The sequence below is a fragment of the Nocardia sp. NPDC050630 genome (assembly GCF_044457245.1).
GTDB lineage: Bacteria > Actinomycetota > Actinomycetes > Mycobacteriales > Mycobacteriaceae > Nocardia.
This window is the reverse complement of sequence record NZ_JBITGN010000001.1, coordinates 918,746-932,252: the sequence shown is the minus strand read 5'-3', so window position 1 is coordinate 932,252 and position 13,507 is coordinate 918,746. Positions and strand designations below refer to the sequence as shown.

9 protein-coding genes are annotated in these 13,507 nt (G+C 64.4%); 6 read left to right on the top strand and 3 right to left on the bottom strand.

Annotated elements, in window-relative coordinates; translation table 11 throughout:
- The first annotated feature begins 412 nt into the window (after positions 1–412).
- Genes ACIBG0_RS04175 through ACIBG0_RS04165 form a run of 3 tightly spaced genes read left to right on the top strand, consistent with a single transcriptional unit; the run spans position 413 to position 2,309 of the window.
- Positions 413–631 (top strand): hypothetical protein, encoded by a 219-nt coding sequence (locus tag ACIBG0_RS04175; RefSeq protein ID WP_397029033.1) that lies wholly within the window; start codon positions 413–415, stop codon positions 629–631.
- Between the two features lie 14 nt (positions 632–645).
- Entirely contained in the window at positions 646–1,149 is a 504-nt protein-coding gene (locus ACIBG0_RS04170) for a hypothetical protein (RefSeq protein ID WP_397029031.1), read from the top strand.
- The gene (locus ACIBG0_RS04165; RefSeq protein ID WP_397029029.1) at positions 1,146–2,309 is read left to right on the top strand and encodes an MAB_1171c family putative transporter; all 1,164 of its coding nucleotides are present in this window, start codon (positions 1,146–1,148) and stop codon (positions 2,307–2,309) included. Before ACIBG0_RS04170 ends, ACIBG0_RS04165 begins: the two co-directional genes overlap by 4 nt.
- A 518-nt stretch (positions 2,310–2,827) precedes the next feature.
- On the opposite strand, the gene ACIBG0_RS04160 is transcribed toward ACIBG0_RS04165, so the two are convergent.
- Positions 2,828–3,205, bottom strand: coding sequence for a hypothetical protein (locus tag ACIBG0_RS04160; protein ID WP_397029027.1), 378 nt, complete (start codon positions 3,203–3,205; stop codon positions 2,828–2,830).
- Positions 3,206–3,257: 52 nt separating this feature from the next.
- Here ACIBG0_RS04160 and ACIBG0_RS04155 point away from each other — a divergent pair, with 52 nt between their 5' ends.
- Positions 3,258–4,700: an FAD-binding oxidoreductase gene (locus ACIBG0_RS04155; protein WP_397029025.1), complete on the top strand. Its 1,443-nt coding sequence runs from the start codon at positions 3,258–3,260 to the stop codon at positions 4,698–4,700.
- Positions 4,697–5,836 carry an FAD-dependent monooxygenase gene (locus ACIBG0_RS04150; protein ID WP_397029024.1) on the top strand — a complete coding sequence of 380 codons (1,140 nt, stop codon included), beginning with the start codon at positions 4,697–4,699 and terminating at the stop codon, positions 5,834–5,836. The genes ACIBG0_RS04155 and ACIBG0_RS04150 overlap by 4 nt, the downstream gene beginning before the upstream one ends.
- A 92-nt stretch (positions 5,837–5,928) precedes the next feature.
- Here ACIBG0_RS04150 and ACIBG0_RS04145 read toward each other — a convergent pair whose 3' ends face one another.
- On the bottom strand, positions 5,929–8,853 hold the full coding sequence (locus ACIBG0_RS04145; protein WP_397029022.1) for a BREX system ATP-binding domain-containing protein: 2,925 nt from the start codon (positions 8,851–8,853) through the stop codon (positions 5,929–5,931).
- A gap of 198 nt (positions 8,854–9,051) precedes the next feature.
- Between ACIBG0_RS04145 and ACIBG0_RS04140 the strand changes: the two genes are divergently transcribed.
- Positions 9,052–11,610, top strand: a complete 2,559-nt coding sequence (locus ACIBG0_RS04140; RefSeq protein WP_397029020.1) for a LuxR C-terminal-related transcriptional regulator — start codon at positions 9,052–9,054, stop codon at positions 11,608–11,610.
- Positions 11,611–12,700: 1,090 nt separating this feature from the next.
- On the opposite strand, the gene ACIBG0_RS04135 is transcribed toward ACIBG0_RS04140, so the two are convergent.
- The gene (locus tag ACIBG0_RS04135; RefSeq protein WP_397029018.1) at positions 12,701–13,405 is read right to left on the bottom strand and encodes a TetR/AcrR family transcriptional regulator; all 705 of its coding nucleotides are present in this window, start codon (positions 13,403–13,405) and stop codon (positions 12,701–12,703) included.
- Positions 13,406–13,507: the final 102 nt, after the last annotated feature.

The window sequence follows — 13,507 nt, the reverse complement described above, 5'->3', positions numbered from 1 at the left end:
GAAATCTGGGTAGCCATATCGACCCATAACGGTTGACCCACATGATCTCCTTCGGAACTCCCGTCCGCGCGTGATACCAACCGCACGTATGTCGACCGTCACCGGCGATATCGCACTGCAGTCGGTCCCCACCGGCCGCGGTGCCGGGACTGTGTTGTATTCGGTGGACGGCCAGGGTCGTGGCCTCCTCGCGAGGACCCGCCGACGATCGGCCTCGGTGTGGCTCCTGCCCACTGCCGGTCTTCTCGCCACGGCATAACGGGTCTGCCAACATGTCAACATGTGTGACTATTGGACCTAAATTTGCTTCATACCAGTTGATGAGGCTGATTATTGCCACGGCTGGCACGTCCTGTCAACGGTCGTCAAGGGATAATGGATTGCAACCATTCCAGTTGACGGAAGGCGATCGGTGGACGAGGCAGCCTCAACGTTGGCGTCGAGATCGACCCATCTGTTCGACGTCGTGCGCAGGCCCGACGGTCGCGAGTTCAGCAACGAGGAGATCGCCACCGCAATCGCGCGCCACCAGGGAGTGACGCTGTCGGGCTCGTATGTCTGGTACTCCGACGTGATCAACTGTTTCGAGCGCTGGGAGCGACTGCCCGGCGGTCCGTCCGGCGCCCGGTAGACGTGGAGACTGCCATGTGGACTACAGATTTGCGCAAGCGCTGCGAAAGGCGCATCGATGTACTCGGGCTACCGGTTCGTTTCGGTATCGACGAGGTGCGCGAGGGTCTGGCGAGTCATGTGGGCAGAAGGATCGAACTGATCCCGATGGCCTTGCCGCCCGCCAGTCCACTCGGATTGCTGATCACCGACGAGCACGGGCATTCGGTCATCTACGAGGAGTCCGCCAGTCCAATTCACCGCCAGCAGATCATCTTCCACGAATTCGCGCATCTGCTCTTCGGTCACACCGGTCAGCCGATCGGCGATGATCGACGGCACTGCACGTTCGTTCACATCGCCCAGGAGATCCAAGGACAGGTGCTCGCCAGATCCTGCGGATCGACCGAGCAGGAGACCGAGGCCGAGATGACGGCGACGCTGCTGCTGCGGCGCGCGCACCGGTCGAGCCAACCGGTCACCGTCGCTGCCGATCCGGCGATCGCCGACATAGTCCGCCGCTTGGATAATTCACTGTGACCCCCGACCCGATTCTCCTGATCTTGCTCACGGCATTCGCTTGCGGCGCCGTGCTGGCCATCAAGGCTCGCGACATCATGCGGGACTCGGACAACGGGATGCACCGTGCGAGTGCGCTTTTCGTGGGCGCGATCCTGGCAACCATGATGATCTGGCTCGAATCCGATGCCATCGACCAGCGCACCCATATCCAGACACTGGGCATCCTGCTCAGTGACGTCGCGGCCATGCTCGCGGTGTGCGCGAGCCAGATATGGTTCGTGTACCTCACGACCCCGATCGAGATCGCGCGCCGTAGGTCACCGCTGTGCTACGCGGGCTTCGCTATTGTCGTCGTCGCGATCGTCGCACTGTTCGCCGCGTTCCCGCCGTCGTCCGCGAACGATGCCCGGTATCGGTATCTGTTCATCTGCTACGTCGGTATCAGCGCCGTGGCGGCGGTAGTGTTCGGGTTCCGCTACGCCGCGCTCACCGCGAAGCCGTGGCTACGCATCGGATTCCGGGTCATCGCATTGGGCGGCATCGCCGTGATCGCGCGCCTGGTCTTCCTCGGCTATGTGCTCGTCGCTGCCGATCTCGGCCACCCACCCCGGCCTATGTACGCCACCGTGGACGGGCTACTCACCGTGACCGGCCTACTCACCGTGATCACCGGTTTGGCACTGCCCTCGGGAGGCGAGTTTCTGGAGGCGCTGCTGCACGCTTACCGATGTCACCGAGCTGAACGACAACTCAGTGCGCTGAGCCGGCACCTGACATCCGCAACCGGCACGGCGAGCGCTGTACCCCTGCCCGCCGGTCGCGAATGGAATCCTATGCGGGACGCTGAATTTCGGCTCTGTCGGCGGATCGTCGACATTCGGGACGCGCAACTGGCGTTGCGCGGGTATGCCGATCCACGGGCGCGGCAACGCGCCACCGAGCGGTCCGACGCGCTCGGCTTGCCGGACAATGAGCGTGGCCCGATGATCGAGGCGGCCGTCATCGCCGCCGCGATCCAGGCGAAGCGGGCAGGCATACCGCCTCGGCACAACACGACGATGACCCTGTCCGCTGAACATGGTGGCGCTGACACGCTGCTCGACGAAGCCAGGTGGCTCGGACGTGTCAGCCGGGCCCTGCGATCTTCCGAGATCGTAAGTCAGAACGCTGAGGTCTAACTGCCACGGGCCGATGACGCAGCCGAATCCGAATGGTGCGAACCGAGACGCCCTTGGGTGTCGATGACCACGATCCCGCTCGACTCAACCGAGCAGCCGACCAGCTCCAACACAGCCGCATACCTCGACCTGTCCGCCGCACCCAGCGCACCCAATCGGGTACATCCGATGCTTACTTCGACCGCGTCGCCAGCAAGGCGGACGATCGCTGTCCAGGGCAAATATGTGCCCCTGCCGTACAGCCAGACTCGACGAATTGACCGACGCGGCCTTACAACTCAGCACCACCTGTTCGACCTGACGCCGTCCGTGGCCGTCCGGGGTGCGCATCATCGCGATGTCGGATCGGACTCCCTCGAGCCCGACGAGGCGATCCACCGCGCTGCCCTCGACTGTCGCCTTGCCTTCCAGCTCCAGTCCGAGCGCGACGAAGAATGCCATAGCAGCTGCGAGGTCGTCGACGACGATGGCGATGTTGTCCGGGGCCGGCCGCCGGGTTCGGCGGCGGGTGTGCGTGTTCAGGCGCGCTGGCGCTTCTTTTGTTGTTGCATGAGCTCCTCGATGGCAGTGGGCAGGGTTGTCTCGAAGTCGATCAGCTTGGCCCAGGTCGGCTTCACCACGATCCGGACCATGCCGTCGTAGAGCGACTTCACGCCTTCCTCCCACTCGGCCCGTTGCTCGGGCGTCATCTCGAGGTCGCGGCCCAAGTCCTCGCATTTGGGCAACAACCGGCCGCCCCTCCGATTCTCCTGACCGACGACCGGGGGAGCCTCGAGGCGATTCAGATCGACAACGACCAAGACCAAGGCACGGATCCGAGGATTGCGGCGGCGAACGAGAGTGGGGATTTCCCTACTGCCTATGACGACAACCGGGGGGCCAGACTCGGCTTTCACCGAATCCTGACATTGGTCGGGTATCGGCCCGATTCGAAGACAGGCAGTAGCGATGAGCGTTCACCACGTCGACACAGGCAGCGCTGCTGCTCGACGAAACTCAACCCAGGACATCCGATCACAGGATTTAGGGGACCACCGAGCACGAGAGACCCGAGGCACGTGCTACCCGCTCGATACCGATGAAGTTCAACAGATGGTGCTCCGGGCATCGCGAGAGGCAACGCCGGTCTACCCGTTGAGCACTGGCCGGAACTGGGGGATGGGCTCACGTCATCCGGTGTTCGACGGCTGCACCGTCCTCGATCTGAGCCGGATGACCACCATCCGGACACTCGACTTGGACCGGGGCTACGCCGTGGTCGAACCGGGAGTGACCCAGCGCCAGCTCGCGGAACTGCTCGACGGGACACCGTGGATGCTGAACGTGACCTCGGGATGTGCCGATGCCAGCCTTGTCGGGAATACGATCGAACGCGGCGACGGCACTATCCGGGCGCGGGTCGAGGACCTCTTGGGACTCGAAGTCGTGCTCGGCACCGGTGAGATCATGACCACCGGCGGCCTAGACCGTAACGGCGGCTGGTCCGGCACCGTAGCGGGCCCCGACCTGACTCGGGCTTTCCTGCAGAGCAACCTGGGTGTGGTCACCGCGATGGCGATCGGTTTCGTTCCGCGCCCCGAGGCGGTCACCCTCGTCAACGCGACCTACGCCAATACCGTTCTCGCCGAGGTCGTCGACACCGTGATCCGGGTCGGTCGGACGCGGATCGCCACGCATGGCATGCTGCGGCTCAAGGAACTCTTCGTGGTGCCCGAAGCGGGCCGCGCCGCACTTGCCGATACCGCCGACCCCGACATTTTCACGGTTCAGGTACCCCTGCTCGGGTCTCGCGAGGCCGTCCGGATCGCCGAGAACGACATTCGCGACACGCTCGCCCGGGTGGGCGGGCTCATGTCGTACCGCTCCCTCGACACTGCGACCACGCCGATCGACGATCCGCTGTACCCGCGTACCCTGTTCGCCCGTGGGATCCCGTCCTGCCTGCACCTGCAGCAGTCGCTGGGAGTCGACGAGTGTGCTCGGGCCGACGGGGCGCGGATCGGCTGGCTGACATTCCTGCCGGCGGTTCCGCTCCAGCGGAATGCGTTGAGCAAGGCGGTCGAGCTCTTCGGGTTCGAGGCCGAGCGCCACGGCGTCGCAGGCATGCTCGAGTTCAACGTGATCTCACAGCACACCACCAACATGGTCACGCAGATCCCGTTCGTGCGGGAGCCCGAAGCGATCGAGCGGGCGCACGCACTGCGCCACGCGGTTCGCCGGGTATTCCTGGAAGCGGGTTTCCCGCCCTACCGCTCCAACATCGACCAGATGCCATGGGAACTGGTCGATCGGTCGGCCAGTTACCGAGACGGACCGCTGGACGGGCTCAAACGGCTCTTCGATCCCGCCGACATCATCTCGCCCGGCCGGTACCTGGCGGTGAACCGATGAACGCCACACCAAGGGTGGCACAAGCCACCGTGGATTTCGACTGTGTCATTCTGGGCGCCGGGATCGGCGGTGCCATGCTGGCCTTGTTGCTGGGGCGCCAGGGCCGCCGGGTGCTAGTGATCGATCCCAAGCCCGGTGTGGCCACACGCGGTGCCGAGATCCTCAAGCCCCGCGGCATCCGTGTCCTCGCCGAACAGGGTTTGCTCGACACCCTGGCGAGCCGAGGTGCCTTGAAACGGCACGTCATCGACTACCACCACGACGGAAAGCCGCTCTTCTCCTACGACTTCGCCGAGCACACCCAGCTCGGTCATTTCTTGATCGCCCCCTACAGCGAGATCGTAGGAACGATCGTTGCGGCCTGCGCCGATCTGTCGCACGTGGACATCCGGTTCGGTTGTCGGATGGTCGATTTCGCGGTCGCCGATTCCCTGGTCACCCGCTGCACGCTGGACGACGGCACCGAGTTGCGGACTCGGGTGCTGGTGGACTCCAGTGGATCCGGCGCAGGGCTGCGTGAGTTCGTCGGCTCTGAACGCGACGACAACCGCTATCACCACGTCCTGCGGATGAGCACGATTCCGATGACGGACAGTATCGCCGCGCGCAACCGGCTCTACTTCGATTCCCGCGGCTGGTTCGCCTACTTCTACCCAGTCAGTGCCGAACTGGCCAGGGTGTTCGTCGGAGTTCCCCAGGAACTGGAGAGGCCGGTGTTCGACGAACACGGCATCGATCTGAAAGGGCGGCTCAGTACCTTCGTCACCCGGAGCGACGACGCCATCGCACTGTTGGACGGGGACCGGTTCATGCCCGCACCAGTGACGGTTTTCACCAGCAAGCCCTACCACCGCGACAACGTCATTCTCCTGGGCAGCGTGGTGTTCTCTCCCCATCCGATGACCGGCCAGGGAATGAGCTACACCCTGGAAGACGCGACCGTGTTGGCGCGGATCCTTGCCCGGGCCTACGACGGCCGCGGCAACCTGGAGCCGCTGCTCCAGCAGCAGTACCAGGTCCGCCGCTCGGTACACAACGACTTGGTGGAGTACGGCGACGCTCTCGCTCGCTCCTACCATGACCGCGCCGCCTACCTGTCCGCGTTCCACACCTCCCGGCACGGTGGCGACGGATGACGAGTGATCACTTCGCATCATCGCCGCCGCGTGGCGTCGACGCCGTCGAGTCATTCGACCTGGTGAGATCCGCTGTCTGGCCCACTGGCCGGTCAGGTTTGGCGGTGGTCTTGCTGAGCTGCGACCAGGGCGGCGAGTTCGGCTCGGGAGGAGACGCCCAGCTTGGCGAACAGGCGGGTGAGGTGGGCTTCGATGGTCTTTTCGCTGACGTAGAGGTCTTCGGAGATCTGGCGGTTGGTTCTGCCCAGGACGATGCGGTTGACGATCTCGGTCTGCCGCTCGGTGAGATCGCCGAATCCGACGTTGGTCGCACGGGATCGGCTTCGGCGACCGGACGCGTGTCGCTCGCCCACTCGGCGCAGCGCCAGGCGCGCCTGTTCGGCCAGACGCGCGGCGTTCTGGCTCTCGAAGATCATGAGCGCGCTGTCGAACTCGCGTCTGGCGGCCGGCTTCCCGCCCAGTTCGGCGAGGGCATGACCGAGCAACAGACGCGCCCGGGCGACTTCGAGCGAGCATCCGCTGCGTTGGTACTCGGCGACCGCTTGCTCGGCATGGGCTGCGGCAGCACGGATCTCGCCTCGCGCGAGCAGCACGCGGGCGCGGGTACTGCGGGTGTGGCCGATTCGCATAGGCAGAAACGGCGATGCGTCGGCGATGAGCTCGATCTGACGAGTAGCGTGCTCCGCGGCGTCGATCCGTCCGAGTGCCAGTTCGGCCTCGACGAGATACGGATGGAATTGCGGGATCAATGACGGGTAGATCTCGAATTGGCCGCCGGCGCCCTGGATCAGCCGACGGCCACGTCGATACCGACCGGCCTGGATCAAGACCATGCCGTATATCAGCGGTGGGTAGTAGGAGTAGCGGCCTCTGGGCAGTTCTTCGGTGATACGGACCGCGCCAGCACCGGCGGTGAACGCTTGATCCGTGTGGCCGAGCAGGGACAAGATCCAGCAGCGTGTCGATTCGGCCATCGCCACCATCGGTGGGTTGTCCAGCATCCGCGCTACCTCAACGGCCTCGTCGGCTACCGTGAGCCCGCGCTCGAGCTGCCCCTGCATCAGCAGAGCCAATCCCTGCAAATGCAGGAAGTCGACCAGACGTCTGCCATGGCCGGTTCGGCGGCAGAGCCGGATTCCCCGAGTCGTGTACTCGACGGTCATCGTGAACCGCTCCAGGGAAATCGCGGCAATCACCACATCGGCCAGTCCGTCGATCAACGCGAGTGGTATTTCGGCGTCGGTGAGGGTGTCGAGGGTGCGCACGGCTTCGTCGAGGTCGGAGCCCGCTTCCCGCAGGGTGTCGCCGAGCTGCGTCGTCTTCAGGAACGCGCTTGCCGCGGTACCCAGGAAGTCCAGGTGTCGGTCGCCTCGCTTGCGCGCTGAGTGCCGCACCTTCGCCGAGACGGCCACAGCCTCGGACCAGTCCCGCATCAGCAGGTCGGTTTTGGCGAGTCCCAGTTCGAGCGCGGCGGCCGCCACACTGTCGGGTGGGACGAGAGTGAGCGCTGTCGTCAACAGATGCCGCCCCTCGACGGCGTTGCCGAGCCCCTGTTCGATCACGGCGAGCATGGCCATCATGCGGGCGCGTTCACCGGGGTCGACGGGCGCGGTCAGTTCCAGAGTCCGGCTCAGCACTTCTCGGCTCTCCCGAAGCCGACCGCAGGCATTCAACACCTCGGCCAGCGACATCGACAGGGCGAGTCGGCGATCGACGGATTCCTCGTTCGGCAGCAGACGCAAGGCTGCCCGGAACCACCGGGCCGCAGCGACGGGAGCTCGCTGCGAGGCAGCTTTCCCAGCGTCGACGAGTACCGTGATGGCCTCTTCGTCTCCTGCCTCGCCGCAGTGTTCGAGGTGGTGCGCTCGGATCGACAGCGCGGTGCCGCGGTTCGCGAGCGCCTTCGCTGCCCGCTTGTGCGCATTTCTGCGCCAGCCATATCCGCTTCGTTCGTAGACCGCACGTCGAATCAAGGGGTGGCGGAAGGCCAATCGCCCGGGGGTTTCCGTTTCGTAGATCAACCCACTCGCGACCAGCTCGTCCGTTGTCTGGAACATTTCGGTTTCGACCAGTTCGGCGATATCGCTCGCCAGCTCGAGATCGAATGGCTCGCCCGCTACCGCCGCGGCCTGCAGCAGGTTGCGTGCACGCGGGGACAGGGCCTGTATTTCCTGTTCCAGAACATCGTGAACGATCGTGGGAATACCGTACGAATCACTGATGCCGGTCCGGGGCCCGCCGAGGCGAATTCGCGCACGCGAAACTTCCTGTAAATAGAATGGATTTCCACCACACTCGCGATAAAAGTCGGACAGGTCGGCCGTGTCGACACTGTCCGACAGCAGTTCGGCGGCTTCGGCAATCGACAATGGCCCGAGTTCGAGTGATGACATGGTGTTGTCGTACACGGCTCGAGCCAGCGCTGCCGCGTGGGCAGAGGAAAGCTGTCGAGAACGGTGTGCCAGCATCAACGCACATCGCGGCACGGGGTTTCGCAGCAGGTGTGCGATCACCTCGAGCGAGGCGTGGTCGACCCAGTGGATGTCATCGAGTACCAACAACAGTGGACGCTGAGCCGCGAGCCGTTGCAGCGCCATCCGAACACTGCGGTGACAGCGGTGCCGATCTATTTGGGTGGATCGTGTCGGTGACCCGCTCCATCGGTGCAGGGATGGAAGAATTCGACTCAGTTCAGACAGGCATTCCTCGCCGAGCGCTTTCAGGCTCGTTCGGGACAGTGCGCCGAGCGGTTCGTCGAATGCGTCGATCACGACGGCGTAGGGAAATTCTCGCTCCAGTTCGGTGCCTCGGCCCTCCAGCACCTGGAAACCCTGGGCGAGTGCTTCTTGGCGGATTTCCTGGAGGAGGCGGGTCTTGCCGATACCCGGCTCTCCGGTCACGGCGATCGCGGATGTTCGTCCTTTCCGCGCGGCAGTGAGGACCCGGGCCAGTTCGCGCATCTCCTCGACCCGGCCGACCAGCGGCCGGGCCATTCCACCCGCCGAGACCCCTGACATGTCACCTCCCAGGCACTGACAGCCGGGTTTCGCGGGGTATTCGCGAAAACTCCGGGCTGCATCCTAGCCAGCTTCACCATCGGTGTCTTGTCGACTGCGGAGCACTGACTCGCAGCGATAAGCGGCGGCGATTTCGCGCCGGCAGGTGGCGCTGACGACGGGATTCAGCCCAGGGCGCGGGGCCTATAATTGTGTGATATGGATGTCAGGCGCCGGGAAGGTGTAGGCAGCCTACCCGCTGTTACCTACAGCTTTATCGGTCGAGACCGCGAGCTGGAGAAGATCAGCACCCTACTGCTGGGCCCGGCCCGGTTGATCACCCTCACCGGTCCGGGTGGCATCGGGAAGACTCGTCTGGCCGTCGAAGCGTTGCGCCGTTGCGGTAGCACCGAAGCCAGGAAAACACGAGCGTACTGGGTGCGATTGGCTCGATTGACTCCGGATTCGGATTCCACCGCGGTCGCGGAAGAAGTCGCCCATGCGGTGATCAAGGCGGATTTCTCCGGGCGATCGGCGTGGGACGCCTTGGTCGACACCCTCACCCCGACCGACACCGCCGGACGTGCCCCGCACTCCGTGCTGGTGCTGGACAACTGCGAGCACGTACTCTCCGGTGTCGGGCCCCTGATCGCCGACCTCATCGAGGCGGTACCGGGGCTGAGCATCGTGGCCACCAGCCGAGAACCCATCGGCTGGATCGACGAACACCTGATCACCGTTCCGCCGCTATCGCAGCGCGAGGCCCTTGCCCTATTTCGGCAACGCGCCGAACTCACCGAACATCCCGTCACCGGTAAAGACCAGACCACCACCGCCGCCGAGATCTGCCGCCACGTCCATCACCATCCCCTCTACATCCAGTTGGCGGCCGCACGCCTGCTTCGCCAACCGATGGCCGCCATTCTGCACGGGCTCACCGGCCACGCTGATGACACTCGACTGAGTTGGTCGCATGGCCCCCGCGTGGGCGTCGACCCGCGCCATCGAGGAGTCGTCGACGTCATCTCCTGGTCCTACGAGCTGTGCAGCGACAAGGAACGTTTGCTCTTCGACCGCCTGTCGGTGTTCGCCGCCGGCTATGACACCAATCCCGACGACACCGCAGAGGCTGCACCGGATGTGGGTGCCGAGCTGGACGCCATCGAGACAATCTGCTGCGACGACGAAACCAGCGATACCCGGGTGACTCTGAGTCGGCCGGAAATCGAGGGCCTGCTCGAGCGGCTTGTCGATCAATCGTTGGTCACGACGCACAGGACGGCGACCGCGGTGCGGTATTCACTAGTGGAGAGCCTGCGGGTATTCGCCCAGCAGCGACTGCGCCAGCGCTCCACCGCCGCGGTGGACGAACCCACCCGCTTGGCCCTGCGGCACTGCCGCTACTACCACGACAGGATCGCCTACGCCGCAGCCAACTGGTTCGATCCCAAAGGGCAAGCCCTGGTGGACTGGGCCCGGACGGTCTGGGCCAACACCCTCACCGCGATCGAAACCAGCATCACCACCCCGGGCCGAGCCGGAGACGGTCTGGAGATCTGTCTCGGGCTGATCACCCTGCAGGTGTGCTTCACGAGCGGCTCGGTACGAGAAATACGCCAATGGACTCTGCGCTGCCTCGACGCCACTCGGGCAACGACCCCGCAACCCACCGAACTCCAGATCGGGGCCATGGCCACCATCGCATGGCTCGCCACGCTCCAAGGCACCCTCGAGGATGCCGAACAGATGCTCGAGGACTGCGTCGCCGCCTGCATCCCCGACCCAGACACCAGGCGGAACTGGCGAGACACCGCCGATACCGATATCGGGCTGCCCGCTCCTGTCGAATTCGCATGGGGAGCGGAGCTGATATTCGCGCGCCGTGACGCCCGCGCCATCACCGTCCTGAGCCGAGCCCAGGCTAAATTCGAAGCCTACGGCGACCGCGGCGCTGCCTCAATGAACGAGCTGTTCACTGCCCTGGCCGCGGGCATGCTGGGAACCGCCCAGCAAGCCCACGAGATCACGCAGCGTTACCTCGATCGCGCGACCATCTCCGGAATTCCATGGGAAATTGCTTGCGCTGAACTCACCAGGTCAACAGCCTTGACCCGACACGGCAACCCCACCGAAGCACTGGCCCTCGAACGATCCTCGCTGGCATATCACCTCGCCACCAACGAGAAATGGGCCGCGGTGTGGTTGGTGCAGTACCGGACCTGGTCATTGGCGCAGATCATCACCGACTCGATGGCCGCCGGAAAACCCGACCGCAAGAAACTGATTGCCCTGGCCACCGAAATCGCCCACTTGGCCGGCGGCACCACAACCCTACGAGCCAAGCTCGGCATCGACATCAAGGCGTCGGGCCCTCTCCTCGACGAATCCGAAAAAGCCATCGCTGTCGCCCGTCGGGTACTGGGGCCCGACGCCTACGCCGCGGCCGAAGCCCGAGGCATGCGTCTGCGTCCGGAACGAAATGAAGTGCAGCGGATGGCACTGGGCACACTCACCATCGATACTCCGGCGGACACGGCCGCCACATCGCACTGGTACGAATTGACTCGGACCGAACAACAGGTCGCGATCCTGGCCGCGGCCGGGTGGACCAACAACGATATTGCCTTCCGCCGTGGAAAGTCGTCCCGAACTGTCGACGCCCAAATCGCCGCGATTTTCAATAAACTGGCCATTACTTCACGTGCGGACATATCCGAGCACATCCCCAGTAGATTCACCGACCAGGTCCGAGGCGAAACCGCCCGACGACCGCGCTGATAGCAGCGATTGTCTGAAAGACCGGCGGATCCGATCTCGGTCCGAGATACCCGATCCTTTGGTCAGCGAACTCGCCCCCTCTCAGGCATGAACATATCGGCGAGGACGATGAACCCGTCACGGACGTACGCGATCAGCTCGTCCGGCTAACGGCGTGTGGTGTCGTTCCCGGAGACCATGTCGGTGAAGGTGTGTTCGACGTCGATGCCGTCGAGTTGGTGGGCGGACGGGGTTCCGAATAACCCGGCGCCCCCGACATATCCGCATTCTTCGAGGTCAGCCGCCCGCCCCCACCCATTGGTGCTTGCGTTCGCGAGCCATGCTGATGCCTTTCCATAGGTATAGCCCACGTCCACTACCGATGCGGGGGTCTACACCTACCGCCATGCTGGTTGCCGTGCAGAAGACGAAGGTCTCGGTGACGCCGTCGTAAGGACCTTCAACCACACGATCTTGCGAACGGCCGAGCTCGACTTCATTGCCGAGTCGACGGCGAACAGGCGCGTATATGCCGCCCTGTGATGACAAATCCATCCGGCTGACCGAAGTGTGATCTCTCGTGGCCGACCGACCGGAAACCGAATCATCCCATGACAACTGCGCTACTACCTCTTGCATACGGATACTTGCGCGACGATCTGCTCCGTGACCGCGACCGGAATTCGAGCGAAGCCAGACTGCGCGATACTGCCAGGTCACTCGGCTACGAGCTGGGCGCCGTGTTCTGCGAGCCCCCACCGCAGAACGCGACACTGCCCCCGGCGTTCGTCGATCTCGTCCAGGAATGCCGGCGAGCGGAGGCACACGCAGTGATAACCCTACGCGGACACATGTCGGATATGTCGGTGTGCCGGATGGTTCTGCTGGCTGTCCTCGAAGTGCGAGCCGGCGCCGCAGTGCACGAAGTCGATTTGTGAACGCGTCCGCGGCGAGGTACGCGGAAGTCCACCCATGAGCTGCCTTGCAGGGTCGACAGCAGCCGCCGCGCCCCGCGTCCGGTCATCGACTCTGGTCGATCGCAGCTGGCACCAACGCTGATCGCCACTCATCAGGTCAAGAGCGGTCGAACTACATCCCGGCATAATGCGGATTAGCCGGTCGGCCGCTGGGCCTGGTTGGCGGCCGCGAGCGAGGTGAAGATCGGGATATCCGGATCGGTCGAGATGCCTTGTCGGCGCAGGAACCCATCGATCAGACCCCAGACGAATTCGATTGCCTGCTCGACGAATTCGGCGGTGTGGTCGGGACGGCGCGAATCCGCGTCACCCAGCCACAGGTCGGTGATCGCCACGACGACGCCGACGACCGCGCGGGCCAGATAGTCGATGCCGGTGGTCTCGATCGGGATGGATTCGGCGATCTCACGCGCCTGCCTGGCGACGCGGGTCGCGGCTGCGCGGCCGAGGTCGAATTGCGCTACCGAACCGTCCGCCTGCTGGGTGACGGACGCCTGCCCGAGAAAGCGAAAAACATTGGGGTGCTGGAGAATACTGTCGGCATAACCGGTCAGCACGCGGCGCAGCGCGACCCGGGGCGGTTGCAGCATCAGCGTCAGATCATTGCCCGCACCGGCCGCGACCGATCCGGCCATCCGGTCGCCGATTTCGGTGTAGAGATCCGCCTTGTCGGCGAACTGGCGATATAGGCGCGGTTTGGTGATTCCGGCCTCGCGGGCGATGTCGTCCATGCTCGGGCGCGGACCATCCCGGTCGATCACCCGAATGGCGGCGTCGACGATCTCCTCGCGGGTGAGCGTCCGCGGCGCTGATCTGGCAGATCTGTCCGAACGGGCCATGGTCGGGAGCATACACGTACCGGCGGTACGCCCAGTTGAGCGCCGATAGCACCGAATTGTGGGTGACCTACCTCATAGTGCGTCGCGGTTTCGTCCCATTGA

Bases quoted from the DNA above. Each gene is read 5' to 3' on its own strand.
- ACIBG0_RS04145 (WP_397029022.1), bottom strand. From the start codon at position 8,853: ATGTCAGGGGTCTCGGCGGGTGGAATGGCCCGGCCGCTGGTCGGCCGG.
- ACIBG0_RS04155 (WP_397029025.1), top strand. From the start codon at position 3,258: ATGAGCGTTCACCACGTCGACACAGGCAGCGCTGCTGCTCGACGAAAC.
- ACIBG0_RS04135 (WP_397029018.1), bottom strand. From the start codon at position 13,405: ATGGCCCGTTCGGACAGATCTGCCAGATCAGCGCCGCGGACGCTCACC.
- ACIBG0_RS04140 (WP_397029020.1), top strand. From the start codon at position 9,052: ATGGATGTCAGGCGCCGGGAAGGTGTAGGCAGCCTACCCGCTGTTACC.
- ACIBG0_RS04170 (WP_397029031.1), top strand. From the start codon at position 646: ATGTGGACTACAGATTTGCGCAAGCGCTGCGAAAGGCGCATCGATGTA.
- ACIBG0_RS04150 (WP_397029024.1), top strand. From the start codon at position 4,697: ATGAACGCCACACCAAGGGTGGCACAAGCCACCGTGGATTTCGACTGT.